The organism is Enterovibrio litoreus (assembly GCF_045679545.1).
Classification (GTDB): Bacteria; Pseudomonadota; Gammaproteobacteria; order Enterobacterales; family Vibrionaceae; genus Enterovibrio.
The window spans coordinates 2,172,167-2,190,264 of the sequence record NZ_CP166194.1; the positions used below are offsets into that span (position 1 = coordinate 2,172,167).

Consider the following 18,098-nt stretch of genomic DNA (forward strand, 5'->3'; position numbering starts at 1 on the left):
GTAAACATGGACGCAATTATTAATAAGCTTTACGAACAAGAATCTCTGTCTCGTGAAGAAAGCCATCAGTTGTTCGACACCATCATCAAAGGTGAATTAGACCCGATCCTGTTGGCTGCAACATTGACATCACTAAAAATCAAAGGTGAAACACCAGACGAAATCGCGGGCGCGGCTTCTGCACTAACCGAAAATGCAAACCCATTTCCAAGCCCAGACTATGATTTCGCTGACATCGTGGGCACGGGTGGTGACGGTTCAAATTCTATCAACATTTCCACCACAGCCGCTTTTGTCGCGGCAGCTTGTGGGGTGAAAGTCGCCAAGCACGGTAACCGTGGTGTTTCGAGCAAATCCGGCTCTTCCGACTTGCTTGCTGCTTTTGGCATTGATTTAGCAATGAGCCCCGAGACGGCACGTGGCGCGTTAGACGAGTTGGGCGTGTGTTTCTTGTTCGCTCCGCAATACCATAGCGGTGTTCGTCACGCGATGCCTGTTCGTCAAACCATGAAAACACGCACCATCTTTAATTTGTTAGGCCCATTGATTAACCCTGCCAAACCAACGCTGGAATTGATGGGTGTCTATGACAAAGCCTTGGTAAGACCGATTGCAGAAACCATCAAAACCCTTGGTCTTAAACGTGCCGCAGTGGTTCATGGTAGCGGGCTTGATGAAGTCGCGATTCACGGTGAAACCACCGTGGCTGAGATTAAAGATGGCGTGATCACCGAATACACACTGACCCCGGAAGATTTTGGTGTGAGCACATATCCGCTTGAATCCATCAAAGGGGGCACGCCAGAAGAAAACCGAGAGATCATCACTCAAATCCTACAAGGCAAAGGCACCGATGCGCAGCAAAGTGCTGTTGCGATAAACGTGGCTCTGCTACTTCGCCTATTTGGACAAGAAGATCTCAAAGCTAATACGCAAAAAGCGCTCGACGTGATGAATAGTGGAAAGCCATACGAACTTGTTCAACAACTCGCATCACGGAGCAACTGATGGAAACGGTACTAGCAAAAATTGTTGCAGACAAAAAAGAATGGGTTGCCGCGCGCAAAGTGTCTCAGCCACTCGATAGCTTTATCGACGATGTGCAGCAGAGTGATCGCAGTTTCTACGACGCATTGTCAGGTAGCCCAGCCAAATTCATTCTCGAATGCAAAAAGGCCTCTCCTTCTAAAGGATTGATCCGTCAAGACTTCGATTTGAACTATATCGCCAGCGTGTATGGTAAGTATGCAGCCGCCATTTCCGTATTGACTGACGAAAAATACTTTCAGGGTAACTTCGATTTTCTTCCCGTCGTTCGCAGTCAGGTTCCTTGCCCCGTCTTGTGCAAAGACTTCATGATCGACACCTATCAGGTTTATCTGGCGCGTTTCTATCAAGCTGACGCGATTTTGCTCATGCTGTCAGTGCTCAATGACGACGAATACCGTGAACTTGCTGCCGTGGCACATAAGCTGAAACTTGGCGTATTGACCGAAGTCAGCAACGAAGAGGAGCTCGAGCGTGCTATTGCACTGAACGCAAAAGTGGTCGGCATCAACAACCGCAACCTGCGCGATCTGAGTATCGACTTAAACCGTACCAAAGAATTAGCGCCTCGCCTGCCAGACGATCGCATTGTCATTTCGGAATCCGGTATTTACACCCACCAGCAAGTGCGTGAACTCGCCCCGTTTGCCAACGGCTTTTTGATTGGCAGTTCGCTGATGAGTGAAGACGATGTTGAAAAAGCAGTTCGACGTGTACTTTTCGGCGATAACAAAGTCTGTGGCTTGACTCGACCAGAAGATGCTAAAGCGGCGTACGATGCTTTTGCCAACTATGGTGGCCTCATCTTCGCAGAAAAGTCGCCTCGCTATGTTGACCTTGAAGCAGCAAGAAAAGTGATGGAAGGCGCACCACTAGAATACGTGGGCGTTTTTCAAAACCATGAAGTCGACCATGTAGCCGATACAGCAAAAGCGCTACAACTTGCTGCGGTTCAACTACATGGTGAAGAAGACGCTGACTACATTGAAGCACTGCGCGAGAAGCTTCCAACAGGCACACAGATTTGGAAAGCGCACGGTGTGAGCGACAAAGCGCCGCAATTAGCCACTGGTGCTGATCGCAACCTTTTGGATAGCCGAGTTGGCAATCAAAGTGGCGGCACAGGTAAACAATTTGATTGGTCGTTGATCCCACAAGATCAGCGAGAAACCCTGATGATTGCTGGCGGTCTGTCAGGAGAAAATGCCAAAGAAGCCGCAGCATTAGGCTGCGCAGGACTCGACTTCAACTCAGGCGTGGAAAGCGCGCCGGGTATTAAAGATCAACAGAAATTAGACGCTGCATTCTCAGCGCTTAGAGATTACTAAAGGACGGTTATGACTAAGTTGAATGCCTACTTCGGCGAATTTGGTGGTCAATACGTACCACAAATTCTGGTACCCGCGCTGGACCAGTTAGAACAAGCGTTTATCGACGCACAGAGCGACCCTGAATTTCAGGCAGAATTTATCGGACTTTTGCAAGAATACGCTGGCCGCCCAACGGCGCTAACCCTAACGCGTAACTTGACCAAAGGCACCAAGACCAAGCTTTACCTCAAGCGTGAAGACTTACTTCACGGTGGTGCGCACAAAACAAACCAGGTGCTTGGTCAGGCCTTACTGGCCAAGCGCATGGGCAAGAAAGAGATCATCGCTGAAACCGGTGCAGGTCAACACGGCGTTGCTACCGCACTAGCGTGTGCATTGCTTGATTTGAAATGTCGCGTATACATGGGTGCCAAAGACGTAGAACGTCAAAGCCCGAATGTGTTTCGCATGAAACTGATGGGCGCAGAAGTGATTCCCGTTCATTCAGGTTCATCAACACTAAAAGATGCCTGTAACGAAGCATTGCGTGATTGGTCTGCCAGCTATGAAGACGCGCATTATCTTCTCGGCACTGCAGCGGGCCCGCACCCTTTCCCGACCATTGTGCGTGAATTCCAAAAAATGATTGGTGAAGAAACCAAGCAGCAGATCCTAGAGCGAGAAGGTCGCCTGCCTGATCACCTGATCGCCTGTGTTGGTGGCGGCTCAAATGCCATCGGCATGTTCGCTGATTTTATCGAAGATACAGACGTCGGCCTTATTGGCGTTGAACCTGCAGGTTTGGGTCTTGATACCGACCAACACGGCGCACCGCTCAAGCACGGTAAGCTAGGTATCTTCTTTGGAATGAAATCCCCATTGATGCAAGATCGTAACGGTCAGGTTGAAGAGTCTTATTCCGTCTCTGCGGGTCTCGATTTCCCATCTGTTGGCCCTCAGCACGCACACTTAAATGCGATTGGTCGTGCAGAATACGTCGCTATCACAGATGACGAAGCGCTGGATGCTTTCCAAGAACTCGCTAGTCATGAAGGGATTATTCCAGCGTTGGAATCCGCGCACGCCTTAGCTTACGCGCTGAAAATGGCACGTGAAAACCCAGAAAAAGAACAGTTGCTCGTGGTTAACTTGTCAGGTCGTGGCGACAAGGACATCTTCACCGTGCACGATATTTTGAAAGAAAAAGGAGTGATGTAATGGCTGCCACCTTGTCTCACCGCTATGAAGCGATGTTTGAAAAACTTGATGCCAAAGGTGAAGGCGCCTTCGTTCCTTTCGTGACCATTGGCGATCCAAATCCTAATCAATCACTCAAGATTATTGAAACCTTAGTGGCAAATGGTGCGGATGCACTGGAGCTAGGGATTCCTTTTTCTGACCCACTGGCGGATGGCCCAACCATTCAAGGCGCAGCAATTCGCGCCCTTGATTCTGGCACCACGCCGGATAACTGCTTTGAGATTTTGACCCAAATTCGTCAGCGCCACCCTGATACCCCGATTGGCCTGTTGATGTATGCGAACTTGGTATTTGCTAATGGCATTGATAATTTCTACGCCAAATGTGCCGATGCAGGGGTAGATTCGGTGCTGATTGCCGACGTGCCAGCGGGTGAATCTGAAGAATTTCGTGTGTCTGCGGCTAAACACGGTGTGCATGCGATTTTCATTGCACCACCTAACGCCAACGAAGAAACGTTGAAAACCATTTCAGAGCTCGGCGGCGGCTACACTTACCTACTTTCTCGTGCTGGTGTCACTGGCGCAGAAACCAAAGCAGGTAAACCGATTGGACACCTTATTGATCAGCTATCAGCCTTTGGTGCGCCACGGCCTCTGCTTGGTTTCGGTATTTCCGAACCCGCACAAGTCAAAGAAGCGATTTCTAACGGCGCAGCAGGTGCAATTTCAGGCTCTGCGGTCGTGAAAATCATCGAACGCAATGTCAATGACCATGACAATATGCTCAAAGAGTTAGGCGAGTTTGTGGTCAGCATGAAAGCAGCGACAGCCAAATCTTAACGTCTTAACCGTCTATAAAAATGCTCAGCAACTGCTGAGCATTTTCTTGTCTATTTCGCCAGCGACGCGGGAAGCCAATTCACCATCCGTCTGTATTGGTCTGTCGCGACCTTATCTGTTGTCAAATCCATCGCCAAATCTCTAAGGCCGCATAACAAGGGATTAGTGATATTCGCCATACGCCCAATCATCCAAGACTGACGATTAATCATCGTGGTTCGCTTTTGCCTCTGCGCTTGATAAATAGAAAAATCAGGGGATGCGAGGTTATTTGCAATCACATCGGCAAGGCTGTACGCGCTTTCAATGGCCATTGCGGCCCCTTGACCCAAATTTGGTGTGGTTGGGTGAATCGCATCGCCAAGCAAAACCACACCGGCGTTGCTATACCACTGGCTTGCCGGCTTTCTGTCTAGTAATGGCGTTTCAATCATGGTGTCAGCAGCCTGCGCCTTCAGTAAACGTGACACAGGCCACCACCAATCTTTGAAATAGTGTTGTAGCTGTTCCAATATCGGCTGACATGGCGAAAATGCGTGTCCTTGCTTAGAGAAAGTGGCATACCAATAAAACTGCGATTGATTAACCTGTACAAAACCAAACCTTGAACCACTCCCCCACAATTCATAAAACTGAGAAGAAAGCTCGCCAAGGTTCTCTACCGTTACCAAACCTCGAAAGCACGCTTGATTCGCATCACGTAAAGGCGTTTGTCCAAAAACGCAGTCGCGAACTTTACTACGAATACCGTCTGCGCCCACCAAAATGTGATAATGCTGTTTGTGCCCATTATCAAACTCAGCCAAGCGCTCAAGCGGGTTCAGCGTATCAAGAGCGTGACCCAATTTTATGGCCGATGGGGTGATGGCAGAGGCCAAGATCTGATGAAGATAATGACGAGAAATCGCCACCGCAGGGAGACGACTGGTCTTGGTTACATAGAGTTGGTTAAAGGTTTTTCCTTTTTGCGATTTGATGCAATAGCGCTCAACGGCTTGGCCACACTCTCGAATTGCATCAGACAACCCTAGCGCCTCAAATATCTCAATCGCATTGGGCGGTAAAATTATCCCTGCTCCCACTGCGCGGATCTCTGATGCACGCTCAAAAAGCGAAACCGATATACCCCGTTGCTCCAAGGCATTCGCGAGCGTCAATCCCCCAATACCTGCACCGATGATTTGAACCTTATCTTGATCCAACGCTTATGCCATCCATGATAGATACACATAACCCGCGCCCAAAAACAGACACAGAGGCGAGTAAAGTCGGCTGTCCCAAACGGCAAAAGGACTGCCCTTAATTTTTTTACTGAACCCTACCAGCTTAAAATCACCCACCGCTCGAAGTAAAAATATGCCCGCGACGATAAAACCGATGATTTGCAGATAACTAGAAAGCCAAATGGGCAACGAAATAAGCCCCGCCAGCGACAAGGAAAGCAGCCCAAAGAAGGTGAGACCCGCTGCTACCAACAAGGTGACGAATGCACCCGGTGTAAACGCTCTCTCCCCTTCAACCATAGGAATCGCGTTTGCGACACCTCTGCGACCACCCAAAGCCCAATACACATGAATAAACGCTGCGAGGAGCAAAAAAAATGCCATCACAATCGCCAATAGTTTCATCCTTAAACCTCAATTAATTTACTGCATAACTATCTGTGCAAATTATACGAAAATCACTACAAAAACTTGTCGCAGTTTTTATACCCAACGGGCTTTCATGCCCAAGCCGCTTTCAATCAAAAGCGGCTTAAGCAAAGAGAAAGCACGTCGGCAGCGCCTTTTGACTACGCTTTCATTTTCTCTGCTGCTGCAATGCCAACGGAAATTTCACCGCGAACGCAAACCTGTTTCCCGTTCATCGCTTTCACTTTAAAGATATGGAGCGCCGAAGATGCCTGATCGAGCGTGACATTCATTGTCAAATTTGCCCCCGGAAGGACGGGTTTTGGGTATCGAACATTGGTACGAAGCAACACGTACATCCCCGGCTTTTCATGATTTCCTCGATTTTCCAATGCCATATAGGCGGCACAAGTTTGCGCTAGCGCTTCGGTTACCAGCACGCCAGGCATCACAGGAAAACCAGGAAAGTGCCCTCCAGCCCAGAATTCATCATCCTTAACATGTTTAAACGCTGTCAGAGACTGCCCCGGCAGATAGTCGCCAAGCCCGTCGAGGAGTAATATCGGCGCTCGATGCGGGATTAAACGAGTCACACAAATATCAGACACATCTTCAATAACTCTTACGCCAATCTGTTCTGGCTGCATCTTAGCGACCCTCCATCAACAGCATTGACACTTGACCACTTGCGTCAGTATCGACAATTGCGACAGTTCGCCGAGCAACGTCTAACTCATCTGTCCCGCTTGCCAGTGTTTCCTGTGCCATTGCGGTGAGTAACAACCCATTGGCGCACTCACCATCAAGATGGCTTTCTGAAAAAACCAACACGTGAGTGGTGAACCCACAATCGCTTAAGGCAGAAACTAACTTATCCTTACTGACCCAAGGACGACGAACAATCCAGATTTCATCGATGTCCGCGCCTTCTAAATATCGCGCCGATAATTGAGAAAGCTTCACCGCAACAGACTGAGTAATATCCTCGTTTGCCGTCCAAGTTGCAGGCGGATAAAAGACGACTGTATCCTCGTCTTGGCTTTTTCGAATGGCAGATGCCACAGCCACTTCCCTTGACGCCACAGCAAGCTTGGCGTGATAGGGTGAAGTCACCTCAACAGCCCCCACTATCGCGCTTTCAACGGCGCCGCTATCAATGTGCATGGTGGCCATATCTAGCGCCTGAAACACACCTAACTTGCCGGATGAAACCGTACAATTAGGGCCTTTAATACCAACAAAACGAGCAAAATGGCTGCCCACGGCATTCGCCAGAGTGTTGGGCGCTTTTAGAGGACTGACATAGTCAGGGCCATAATTTTTGGCACAGAGGTCAAACTCAAAATCGTCTTCAAGGTTGATGTTTTCACACGCAATATACACCCCGACGCGGTGCGGACGTGTCACCACCATTCTCTCGACATTTTCATGCGCTATCAGCTTCAGTGCGGTTGAACTCATCAAACGTGTTGCCGCGCTCAAATGGCGGCTTTTCCCTAAGGTTTTCTGCTTATCGTAGTTATCAAACGCTCCCTTCAGCGCGCTGCTTTTCACCGCTTCACTCAACGAAGCTGGGCTCTCACTGTGTGGTGCTTTAAACACCAAAGAATCAAAACTGTAGCTCATGATTGAGTCCCCTTATCCAATTGACTAAAGATCACTGAAGACACATTGCCCCCAAATGCAAAGGCATTGCTGAGGATATGGGTAACATCGGCCTGTCGCCCCTCACTAGGCACCACATCAAAAGCAACGGGGAAAGCCGGGTCAATATTGGAAGTATTGATCGTGGGAGGTAGCATCTGCCGCTCAATGGCCATGGCACAAACTGCAGCCTCAATGGCACTAGCAGCCCCCATGCAGTGACCTAACATGGATTTAATCGAACTGACCGGTGTTTGACTGAGAGAATCACCAAATACGGTATGAAGCGCGATGGCTTCCGACACATCATTTGCCGGTGTGCCCGTGCCGTGGGCACTGACGTAGTCAATATCGGAGGGCGTTAACGATGCCATCGACAAGGCTTCGTTCATCGCCATCACTGCACCTTCCCCTTCCGGGTGCGGAGCAGTAGCGTGGTGTGCATCACAGGTCAACGAATAGCCTTTTACTTCGGCATAAATATGCGCGCCCCGTGCAACGGCATGGTCATAATCTTCAAGTACTAACATCGCCGCCCCTTCGCCAACCACCATGCCGTCACGGTCTTTATCAAATGGCTGGCAACGCTCTGCGGTGGATGCGTTCAATCGATGAAAAATGGTGTAGCAAGTGCGGCTGAATGGGTCTGCACCGCCAGCAAGGATAACACTGTTTCTACCAGTGCGAATGCGGTCAAAAGCTAACCCTACGGAATAGTTGCCCGCTGCGCATGCATTAGCTAACGTCATTGAGCTGCCCTGAAAACCAAAACGTTTTGCGATTTCAGCACTCAGGATCGCTGGGGAGAAATAATCAAGTTCATCAGCAAGAATGGCATCCGCAGTGCTCTCTTCAGTCAAACTGTATTTGTCTATTACGCGCTCGACGATGTCTTGATTACCCATCGTCGTGCCGACAATAACGCCAAAATCATTAGAATTTTCAGGATTGTTTAACTGGGCATCTTCCAGCGCCATTCGACTCGCTGCGACGGTGTACGCCACCGCTTGCCCAAACGGTAACAGAGACTCATCCTGACTTTCTGGCAGTTGCTCCCAACCACTGACTTCCGCGGCCAGGGGACGAGGATAAAGCGTTGCATCTAGCTTTGTCAGCGTACCGATGCCAGATTCGCCGCGCATAAGGCGCTGCCAGAACATTTCCTTTTCGCACCCCAGTGGCGACACCACTGAGAGGCCAGTAATAACGACGCGTTTCATAGTTTTCTCCCTGTTTAAACGCTCATGCCACCGTCAACCACTAAGGTATGACCGGTGATGTAATCCGCGCCAGATGACAGCAGAAACAAAGCGCAGTTTGCGACTTCCTCCACCGTTCCCATACGGCGAGCAGGCACCAGACTCTTAATCCGTTTCTTTGCCGTTTCATCCATGCTCTGCACCATTTCGGTATCAATAAATCCCGGTGCAATTGCATTCACCTGAATGTTGAATCTCGCCATTTCGTGACTCAGTGTCCGCGTCAGCCCAATTAACGCGGCTTTCGACGCGCTATAGTTGGCTTGTCCAGGGCTGGCTTGAAGTCCACTGACAGATGACATCATGATGATTTTGCCTTCTCGGTGATGAATCATTTTCTGAAGGGCTGCTTGAGTGAGAAAAAACGCGCCATTCAGGTTCGTCGCCAAGACGTTTTCCCAGTCTTCCTGAGGCAGGGTAATGGCGGATTTGTCTGCCGTGATCCCAGCATTGTTAATCACCCCAAAAAGTGGGCCGTATAGGGATTCAATCGATTCCACCACCGACTCTGCTGCCGCCTTCTCGCGGATATCCGCTTTGAAGGCATGAACATGTAACCCCTGCGATTGGCAAGACTGCTCCACATCTCGTGCCTGACTATCGCTGCTGCTGTAGGTAAAAACCACTGTCGCCCCGCATTGCGCCAGTAATTGAACGAGCGCTTTTCCTATGCCTCTTGAGCCACCCGTGACTAAGAGCACCTTATCCGTAATGGTGTCCAACTGGTTCTTCATACTGTTTAACCTTTAAATAGCGTTGAATGGCGCTGAACATGACCTTCATGCTGCGCGTGTGAAGAAATGATGAAATGTAAGTAGCACTGTTTGGCGCCCAATCGTTAGTGAGCGCTGATGCCAGCGCATCCGGATCGCCTTCGTTGGCGACGAGTCTTCTGTAGCGGGTGATCAGCAGGTTCGCGGCAAGGTTAGAAGATTCGATGAATGTGCGCACTTCCGAGCCCATAACCACCCCGCCGTGGCCCGGGATCAATTGTTCCACGTCAAGACAACTCAGCCTGCTGACACTACTGAGATACTCCCCAACATCGTCGAACATCAACGGTCGCCAGTTCATGGACTCTACGTGCAGTTCACCAAGTGCATCCCCACAAAACAGACGCTTTTTGTCGGGATCGTAATAGGCAATCTGGTCCGGCGCATGCCCTGGCGTCGCGATGATGTCCATTCGACATTGAGTACCAAGCACAATGCGATCTGGACTGTTGACCACTTCGATCGGGATTTCGCTCAGTTTGGTAACGTCAATGCTCTGTGCGTGCAATTCTTGATTAAGTCGACGAATCACCGCATTGGCACTCTCACTTTGCCAATGTTCGGCAGTAGCACGGCTTGCCACGACTTTTACATTTGGCAACCTGGCATACAGTGCAGCAAGAACACCACAATGATCGAAATGAGAATGCGTGATCAACCACCAGTGAATGTCTGCTGGGTCAACGATTTCAGTTACACCCAACCAAACCTCATCGCTGTGGCGGGTGATCCCACCTTCAACCAAGGCCCAGCTTTGTTGGCCAACCTTCATCAAATACACTGGAACATCGTCATTACCCACCAGGTAGAGGTCACTTGCCACTTCCCCTTGATTTACACAGGTCAACATGGATTCACCGTTGCGGCACATCATAAAGTGCCGCCCCCCAGGTTGCGCCAGAACCATAGGTCAACATCAGGATCGTTTGTCCCGGTTTAAACGTGTTTTGGTAATAGGCATACGTCACGGGAAATGATGCCGACGCCATGTTGCCGAACTGATCAACGGTAACCAGCAACTTATGACCAGGAATACCAAGGTTTTCCCTCACCGCATCAAGAATACGCAGGTTCGGTTGATGACAAAGAACATGGTCAATGTCATTCAGTGTCAGCCCATGTTTAGCTAGCATTTCTCGCGCAATTCGTGTGAGTGTGTCGCTTGCATGATCAAACATGGGTTTACCGTTCATCCGAAAATGGGTATTGCCGCTTTCAATATCCTGCAGGGAAAGAAATGATTCACCGTTAGAGCCAGGACTTTGCGTCATGAGCAAATCAAAGTAGTGACCATCCGCACCCAAGGTGATATCCAGCATGCCTTCTTGCTTATTGTGCTGGCGAGACACAACCGCTGCGCCCGCGCCATCTCCAAGCAAAATTGCAAGATTCCGCCCTCGGTCACTGCAATCCATCCGTTTTGACAACACTTCACCGCAGATCACCAATACATGTTGATATTGACCAGACGCCAACAGCCCGCTTGCAAGCTGATAGCCGTACAGAAAACCGCTGCACTGCGCCCTAATGTCAAAGGCAGGAATGGAGGCTAAGTCCAATTGCTTCTGAATAAAGCAAGCCTGCGAGGGATCGTGATGATCCGGTGACAAGGTGTTGACGATCAAACAATCTATGTCTGACGGCTGCAGCCCTGCCTCCCGAATGGCATCGCGCCCAGCCTTAACCATTAATGCGCTTGCGCCTTCATTACCGGTGACATGGTAACGAGACAGCACCCCCGTTCGCTCGACAATGAAGCGTTCCGTGGTATTCATCATTTTCACAATATCGGCGTTCAGTACCTGCCTCTCAGGCAGTGCGTACCCCGCACCCGAAATATAGGAACCTGTCATGGCGACTCACTTAAAAATGTTATCCATTTTGCTGGCAAGATAGATATTGCCTTTCACCAGCAACTTACGCGTGAGGATCGCCGTCATCCCCTTGATTTCGTTGTTTACCAGACGCAGGTAAGTTTCGTCGTCGGTTTCAAAAGTAACGTTAGGTTTGTCCACTTCCCCCTGGATGATTTCGTACTCACCATCGTTAACGAAAACGCAGAAATCACGCCCTCTGTCTCCTTTGATTTTCCACTGATAACGGGAGACCACACCTTTGCTTTTTTCTGGTTGAAAACGTGTTTCCATTGAAGCGATAACATCATCGATGGAATTCAATTTGGTCGTCATAGCCCTTAACCTTCCTTGTTTGTCATTGAATCGAGTAAGTGCCCGAAGCCCTGCATCACCCAGATGTCGTGGTATTCGGGGTTATAAATGCCTGAAGATATGAAGTAGTGGATCAGTGGCTTCATCATTTCATCGTTTAGTTGTTGGCGATGCGGAGAACTGAGCACTGCATCAAGCAGCCTTTCTTTGTCTTGGAACGCTGGGTCGGCAAGATTTGCTCGGTCAAAACAGTCCACATTCGTGACGCCTTGGTCGATCAGTTGACGCACATAAACCGGTGTCAGTTGCTGCGCGTGGGACTTAAATTCGTCATCGGTATCAATCAGACTTTTAATCATCTGTTGGCCCCATTTAATATGACGCATCTCCTCACGCCAGTGAGCTTGAACCACCGCCTTTGCCATTGGATGAACATAGTCAGCATCGGCATCCAGACGTTGATACTCGTCAGCCGTCCATTCAATAACCATGGTGAGATACACCGCCATCAAGGGGTATTTCCCCGTCCCAGCGTTGTCATCGTAGAAGCTGCGAAGGAAGTCAGGCATTGGATAAATGTCTTTGCCGAAATAGTCGAGCGCTTTACCAAACACCAAGGTGTGAACCAATTCTTCCTTGATGAAATGCTTCATGTAGTCGCGAATAATCGGCAGATCATCAAACGCACCGCCGTTCAACTCCTTCATGTAATATTCCACCACCAGCGATTCGAGATGCACAAACGCTGACCACCAAGACACCATCTCTTCTTGGGACAATCGAATGCGTTCCTCTTCGGTGGTCTTTTCCCAATACTCAGTGCCATAGATCGAAATACGCTCGGTTTTACGCAAAATCGGGGCATCGCCCACCGGTATTTCCCATGGGTGGTCATGCAGGGTGCTCATTGAGCGTTTTTCGGACGAGCTAATCAGCCGCCCTGTAACTGAATTCAATCGATGAATGTTTTTATCCATGTCGACAATTGCTGTGTTCATATCATGCGTTCTCCATACATACGGTGTCGGTTGATATCCTTTTCTCTGACTCTCGACATTTCAACGTGGCAGCAGTGAAGCCAAGACAGATCGCCGGCTCGTAGCCAGCACCATTCATCCAGGTGCCCACAAACGTCAGTCCTTCGACAGGCGGCCTCTTCAAAAACCGCATGTTACGTCCAGGTAGTGGCTTGTAGCCGAAGGAGGATCCACCTTCTGAATTGGTAAATTTCTTGTTGGTGCGGGGAGTGGAAGCGTCAATAAAGGCAATGTGCGAAGCCAATTTCGGGAAATGCTTCTGAGCACGCGCCAGAATGGTTTGGGTAATGCGAGCTTTTTTGGCTTTGTACTCGTCACGCGGGAGGATCAACCAGTCATCCTGCTGATCAAGAATTTCCAGTTGCAGCACATGGCCATAGGCCGGATCCAACGCGTGGTAATTGGAAATGGACAAAGGCCATGTGGTGTAACGTTCCTCTCCATGACAAGCCACTTCTGCTTGCTCCAAATATTCAGGAGAAGCCAGTAAGTAATCCTGATCGACCAACCCAAGTTCAGACGGTGGGACATCCAAACCCAGATAGACGATAAAGGCACCTAGGCCAAAGGAAAGTTTGTCAAATTTGTTGCGGTAGCTGTCATCCATAACATGTTCAGGCAAGAGATTTATCACCTGATGCGGGCAGCCAGTAAAAACCAAGCTGTCACTCTTAATATGAAAACGACGGCTCTCAACACCAATCACTCGCCCATTTTTCACGTCAATGGCATTCACTTCTTCGCGTACCAGCAGCGTGCCACCTTTTTCCTCAAACGCATTCGCCAGTGCATCAGACAGTGCTTGAGACGAGCCTTTGATGAAGCGTTTTTCAGTGAATAAAAAGGTGTAGGCAAAATGAAGGAAATAAAGCGCATCCGCTTCTACTGCCTCCACACCCAGATTGATAGCGAGTGAACAAAACAGTGTGATGAGTTGTTTATCGGTAAATCGCTCCGTCAGATACTGATACGTCGAGATCTTACTGAGCTGCTTACTTTCAAAAAACAGATCCGCGTCAATCTCATACTCACCCAGTGCCATGCGAGCCAACATGTAGTTCTGATAGCCATGGGTTTGAATGTCATGGCACAACACATCAAGTGCGTCTTTCTGATCCGGAAAGCTATCTCGAAGACACGCCATAAAAGATTCGCCCTTCGCAGGCAAAGATATCGTCTTGTCTTCAAAGCGAAATGTGGTCAAATGAGTGTAAGGATGAAATTCGATTAGATCGAACAAGTTCGCCCGTTTCAACGCATCTTCCACATTACCGTTTTCACCAAAACCGGTGATTTTGTGCAAACTGCAATCAAACACAAATCGGCGCTTTCGTGAAAAATTAGTGGCATAGCCCCCAGGCTTGGTATGTTTTTCAATCAACACTACCCTCTTGCCACCGGACGCCATGACATTGGCGTAGACGAGGCCAGTCAAACCGGCCCCAACCACGACTTCATCCGCTGTTAAGATCTGTTTTTCCATCAGGATCCCCAGTCGCTTGCTTAACCTGCGGCTACCGCTTCTTTTTCTGCCAACAGCCCAGAGATGATTTCGGCGATCTTTTTCACCGTGGTCATATCTTCATAACGAGCTGGCGGAATCTTGATTTTGTATTGCTTTTCGATGTTTACCGCAATTTCCAAGCCCGCGAGCGAATCTAAACCCAGTTCAATTAAGTCTTCATCCGGCGCCAATTCCTCGACATCCAACTCGGCAGCATCAATAACGTATTCCGAAATCACAGCGTAAAGATTTTCCATTTTTCAGTTCCTTTTGTTTAACAGAGAGTGACTTTTCCCAGTTTCCAAACCTGAGCAGCAAACCCCCAGCCAGTAGCAGCGCCGGCCAGTACCACTTTTCCTCCTTCAGGAATTTTGTTTTCCTTCAGCGCGGTATAAAGCGTGTAAGGGATAGAGACAGAAACCATCACGCCAGTTTGCGACATGGTTCGGGTGTACTTTTCTTCGGGGCAATCGACACCAGAAGCCCATGCGTGCATGAGCACGGGCGACGGTTGGTGAAAGACAAAATGATCAATATCAGCAGACGTCAGCGACGCGGCTTTGAGCGCGCGGTTAACCGCAATGGGCACGTTATCCGGCACAAATTCCTGCATTTTGCTTTGCCCTTCTTCTTCCAATGTGAAGAGCAACTTTACGCGGTCACATTCATTATCGGTTTCGCTGAAACGCCATTGCGCGGTCGCGATGTCATAGTGATCGGCTTTACTGTGTTGTGTCGCACTGAGCAGATCGCTGTCATCGTCACTGCGCGTGACTAGCGCTCCCGCACAGCCATCGGCAAAAATCGTGGCGCTACGAGCGGTAAAATCGAGCATGTTGGAAACGTATTCGCTGCATAAAACAATGACATTTGTCGCCAGCCCTTGTTGAACAAAGCTGGCCGCAATACGCAAATTAAGCAGAAAACTGGCACACTCCATTTGAGTGTCCATGTGAAGGGCATTGTCGAGCCCCATTGAGGTTTTGAGCATAGTCGCGAGTCGCGGATAGAGCCTTGGCGTAGAATGAATACCGTTTCCATCGTCGGTCATGATCGGACAGGATGCTGAGCATAAGAGTAAGTCCACGTCTTGTGGGCCAAGTCCCTGACTGGTAAGCAATCTACTCACGACGGTTTGCGCCACCAGCAACTCGCTTTCACCGTTTTCAGGGCGAAAATATCCACGCTTTTCGATGCCCCAAAATCGCCACCAACGGCTTGAGGCTTCGGGTAACTCATCAAACACCTTGTCGTCGTTATAAAACGATTGCGACGGTAACTCGCACGTCAGTGACGCCAGTTTTACTTTATGCATGATGATTTTCTCCCGCGCGCTGAAGCGTGACGCTGTTGAGGCTCATCGAGAACAAATCTACGCTCACAAGATGAAATGTTTCACCATCAATTGGCTGATTGGCCAAACGGTAAGGGATCTCAAACGGACCCAGGCAGCATGACGAATCGGCGGAATGTCCGAGCCAAGATTCAACAAGTGATACAGAGGCACAAGATGTCGGGCTCGAAAGCAATTCATCCAAACTCCGATTTATTGCTTGATTCAGTTCAGCTTGAGGTATGAGTGAAAACGCACCTTTAACGCATTTTTCATTGCTGATGAATGGATTCAACGTGACCCGCAGCGGCGAGAAGTGCTTGCCAATAGGGAGCGAAGAAAACCGCTGCGAGGGGCAAGGCGTCAGTAGCATCGCCATCACACCATTGCTGATATCAAAACCAGATTGCAAACAAGCATCGAGATTGACGGTATTTTCAGCCCGTACAATCAACACCTTGGAATAGCCCTGAGAAAGCGCGAGCGTATTGACGATATGAAGGGTTTTCGCCAATGAGGCATCCATCGCATCAAACACGAAGGCATTGTCTGCATTTAGCGCCCGCTGGAGAGGATGGCCGATGCGCGGCCCCATCACATTGCATTTGCTCACGAGATGGTCGGGCGACAAAGACATACTGACAATCAAATCAATGTCTTTTGATGGCCACTCTGCACGATCGAGAATCGTTTCTACGCAAGGCAGTAAGGCATCAAGAAGTATTTCTCCTTGATTACCTTTTGTTCGAATAGCGCCATACAAGCCTTCATGGCATTGTGCATTAGAATCAAAAAGTTGACATGCAGCCGCAACTAATTGCATTGTGCGACCTCCTTAGTTTCAAGATGGAAGTCCTGAGCAAGCGTCACCAAACTACTGCGGTTCAGCTTTCCATTGGCGTTTCGAGGGATCTCGTCAAGAACCAGAATCACGCCCGGCGCCATATAAGACTCATGCTCATTACGGATAAAGTGCTTCACCGCCAGATCATCGATTTCACCAGAATGCGTGGTAAGAAAAAGGGTTGAACGCAAGGTATCTCGATCAAAAGCACTCGGTACCAATACGGCTTCTTTAATGTCAGAAAATGCTTCACAAACCGATGCTTCAATGACAGACGGCACAACCCAGCGCCCGTTAACTTTAAATAGGTCATCTTCACGACCAAGGTAGTGAAACGCCCCTCTATCATCGATTTCAAACAAGTCGCCGGTGCAATACCATCCGTTATCGAATTTCTGTCCTGTCATTTCATCCTGTTTTAGATAGCCATCACTAATACTCGGCCCACGAATAGACAAGGAACCAACTTGGTTTCGATTGATAACATCCAAGCCTTGTTTGTCCACGAGACGGTACTCATAGCCATCCAACACACCTGAAAGCGCTGAACCCTGATGCTTCTCATCGTGGCTGGCGAGGAAAATATGCCCAAGCTCTGTCGCACCAAACCCGTTCTTGATAAAAACACCGCGATCTGCCCAAAACTCAGTTTCTTCGCGGCTTAACACTGAGCCTGCCGAAACCACTTTGTTGATCACGCTCGCCACATCTTTGGCGCGTGGGCGCAGCATATTGAAAATGGCAGGACCACTGAAAAGCACCGTGGGCCGGCATTCGATAATGTTGCTTAAAATGGTGTTTAACGACGGCCATTCATTGTCTAGCACCGCAGAAGCGCCAGCAAAGAGTGGGAAGAACAGACTATTCCCCATCCCATAGCCAAAGAACATTTTAGGTACGGAGTAACACACATCCGAAGAGCTGAGACCAAGCCAGGAACACGCCACGGTGCGACAAAATGACAAGGTGGCTTTGCTTGAGTGCTTTACCGCTTTGGGTAGGCCCGTCGAGCCAGAAGTAAATTGCAGGTAACACGTTGCTGTGTCTGGCTTTCTCACAAAATCACGCCAGGCTCGATTGCCTCGCCCAAGCGAGAAATCAGAGATGGCCACTCGGTCATCGTCATCAGTGTGAATAACTTCGAAATCGCAACTGTGAGGAATGTAAGTGGCTTTCTCGATAGATGTAAAAATGAGTTTGGCGTCAGTTAAATCCAGTAAATGCTGAATGCCTTCTCTTTTTGTCATCGGGTTAACGACGGATGGGACACCACCACACGCAATGGTTGCAAGGAATGCACAAACCAACGACGGGCTATCATTCATGTAGATAATGACGGTGTCATTCGGTGCGATGTATCGATTCAAATGGCTGGCTAACTCGCTAACCGACTTAGCCATTTGTTTGCGGGTGATGATCTCGCCTTTGTAACTGTAAAGCGGCAAGCTCATCTCATGGCGGTTAAAAAGCAATTCTTCTGCGAGATTAATTTGATGCATACTCAGC

The 18,098-nt window shown here is 49.2% G+C and carries 19 protein-coding genes; 4 read left to right on the forward strand and 15 right to left on the reverse strand.

The window, feature by feature from the left end; all coding sequences use genetic code 11:
- Nucleotides 1-6 precede the first annotated feature (6 nt).
- Genes trpD through trpA form a run of 4 tightly spaced genes read left to right on the forward strand, consistent with a single transcriptional unit; the run spans nt 7 to nt 4,399 of the window.
- The gene (trpD, locus tag AB8599_RS09495; RefSeq protein WP_407330667.1) at nt 7-1,008 is read left to right on the forward strand and encodes an anthranilate phosphoribosyltransferase; all 1,002 of its coding nucleotides are present in this window, start codon (nt 7-9) and stop codon (nt 1,006-1,008) included.
- Nucleotides 1,008-2,375 (forward strand): bifunctional indole-3-glycerol-phosphate synthase TrpC/phosphoribosylanthranilate isomerase TrpF, encoded by a 1,368-nt coding sequence (gene trpCF / locus AB8599_RS09500; protein WP_407330668.1) that lies wholly within the window; start codon nt 1,008-1,010, stop codon nt 2,373-2,375. Before trpD ends, trpCF begins: the two co-directional genes overlap by 1 nt.
- Before the next feature lie 9 nt (nt 2,376-2,384).
- On the forward strand, nt 2,385-3,575 hold the full coding sequence (trpB, locus tag AB8599_RS09505) for a tryptophan synthase subunit beta (protein WP_407330669.1): 1,191 nt from the start codon (nt 2,385-2,387) through the stop codon (nt 3,573-3,575).
- Nucleotides 3,575-4,399, forward strand: a complete 825-nt coding sequence (trpA, locus tag AB8599_RS09510) for a tryptophan synthase subunit alpha (protein ID WP_407330670.1) — start codon at nt 3,575-3,577, stop codon at nt 4,397-4,399. Before trpB ends, trpA begins: the two co-directional genes overlap by 1 nt.
- A gap of 50 nt (nt 4,400-4,449) precedes the next feature.
- On the opposite strand, the gene AB8599_RS09515 is transcribed toward trpA, so the two are convergent.
- From AB8599_RS09515 to AB8599_RS09585, 15 genes are all read right to left on the reverse strand, one after another.
- Nucleotides 4,450-5,601 (reverse strand): FAD-dependent monooxygenase, encoded by a 1,152-nt coding sequence (locus AB8599_RS09515; RefSeq protein ID WP_407330671.1) that lies wholly within the window; start codon nt 5,599-5,601, stop codon nt 4,450-4,452.
- Nucleotides 5,602-5,604: 3 nt separating this feature from the next.
- Nucleotides 5,605-6,027 carry a DUF3995 domain-containing protein gene (locus tag AB8599_RS09520; protein ID WP_407330672.1) on the reverse strand — a complete coding sequence of 141 codons (423 nt, stop codon included), beginning with the start codon at nt 6,025-6,027 and terminating at the stop codon, nt 5,605-5,607.
- 164 nt (nt 6,028-6,191) lie between these two features.
- Nucleotides 6,192-6,677, reverse strand: a complete 486-nt coding sequence (locus tag AB8599_RS09525) for a 3-hydroxyacyl-ACP dehydratase FabZ family protein (protein WP_407330673.1) — start codon at nt 6,675-6,677, stop codon at nt 6,192-6,194.
- A 1-nt stretch (nt 6,678) separates the two neighbouring features.
- Nucleotides 6,679-7,656, reverse strand: a complete 978-nt coding sequence (locus tag AB8599_RS09530) for a beta-ketoacyl synthase N-terminal-like domain-containing protein (RefSeq protein WP_407330674.1) — start codon at nt 7,654-7,656, stop codon at nt 6,679-6,681.
- Nucleotides 7,653-8,894 carry a beta-ketoacyl-[acyl-carrier-protein] synthase family protein gene (locus tag AB8599_RS09535; protein WP_407330675.1) on the reverse strand — a complete coding sequence of 414 codons (1,242 nt, stop codon included), beginning with the start codon at nt 8,892-8,894 and terminating at the stop codon, nt 7,653-7,655. The genes AB8599_RS09530 and AB8599_RS09535 overlap by 4 nt, the downstream gene beginning before the upstream one ends.
- A 14-nt stretch (nt 8,895-8,908) precedes the next feature.
- Complete coding sequence (locus AB8599_RS09540) at nt 8,909-9,667, reverse strand: SDR family NAD(P)-dependent oxidoreductase (RefSeq protein ID WP_407330676.1); 759 nt, start codon at nt 9,665-9,667, stop codon at nt 8,909-8,911.
- A complete protein-coding gene (locus tag AB8599_RS09545; protein ID WP_407330677.1) occupies nt 9,636-10,580 on the reverse strand; it encodes an MBL fold metallo-hydrolase in 945 nt (314 codons plus the stop codon). Before AB8599_RS09545 ends, AB8599_RS09540 begins: the two co-directional genes overlap by 32 nt.
- Nucleotides 10,561-11,559 (reverse strand): beta-ketoacyl-ACP synthase 3, encoded by a 999-nt coding sequence (locus tag AB8599_RS09550; protein WP_407330678.1) that lies wholly within the window; start codon nt 11,557-11,559, stop codon nt 10,561-10,563. The genes AB8599_RS09545 and AB8599_RS09550 overlap by 20 nt, the downstream gene beginning before the upstream one ends.
- 6 nt (nt 11,560-11,565) lie before the next feature.
- Complete coding sequence (locus AB8599_RS09555) at nt 11,566-11,895, reverse strand: SCP2 sterol-binding domain-containing protein (protein ID WP_407330679.1); 330 nt, start codon at nt 11,893-11,895, stop codon at nt 11,566-11,568.
- Between the two features lie 5 nt (nt 11,896-11,900).
- Nucleotides 11,901-12,872: a diiron oxygenase gene (locus AB8599_RS09560; RefSeq protein WP_407330680.1), complete on the reverse strand. Its 972-nt coding sequence runs from the start codon at nt 12,870-12,872 to the stop codon at nt 11,901-11,903.
- 1 nt (nt 12,873) lies between these two features.
- Complete coding sequence (locus AB8599_RS09565; protein WP_407330681.1) at nt 12,874-14,394, reverse strand: phytoene desaturase family protein; 1,521 nt, start codon at nt 14,392-14,394, stop codon at nt 12,874-12,876.
- A gap of 20 nt (nt 14,395-14,414) precedes the next feature.
- The gene (locus AB8599_RS09570; protein WP_407330682.1) at nt 14,415-14,672 is read right to left on the reverse strand and encodes an acyl carrier protein; all 258 of its coding nucleotides are present in this window, start codon (nt 14,670-14,672) and stop codon (nt 14,415-14,417) included.
- Between the two features lie 17 nt (nt 14,673-14,689).
- On the reverse strand, nt 14,690-15,730 hold the full coding sequence (locus AB8599_RS09575; protein ID WP_407330683.1) for a 3-oxoacyl-ACP synthase III family protein: 1,041 nt from the start codon (nt 15,728-15,730) through the stop codon (nt 14,690-14,692).
- Nucleotides 15,723-16,571 (reverse strand): hypothetical protein, encoded by an 849-nt coding sequence (locus AB8599_RS09580; RefSeq protein WP_407330684.1) that lies wholly within the window; start codon nt 16,569-16,571, stop codon nt 15,723-15,725. The genes AB8599_RS09575 and AB8599_RS09580 overlap by 8 nt, the downstream gene beginning before the upstream one ends.
- Entirely contained in the window at nt 16,562-18,091 is a 1,530-nt protein-coding gene (locus AB8599_RS09585; RefSeq protein WP_407330685.1) for an AMP-binding protein, read from the reverse strand. The genes AB8599_RS09580 and AB8599_RS09585 overlap by 10 nt, the downstream gene beginning before the upstream one ends.
- Between the last annotated feature and the right edge of the window lie 7 nt (nt 18,092-18,098).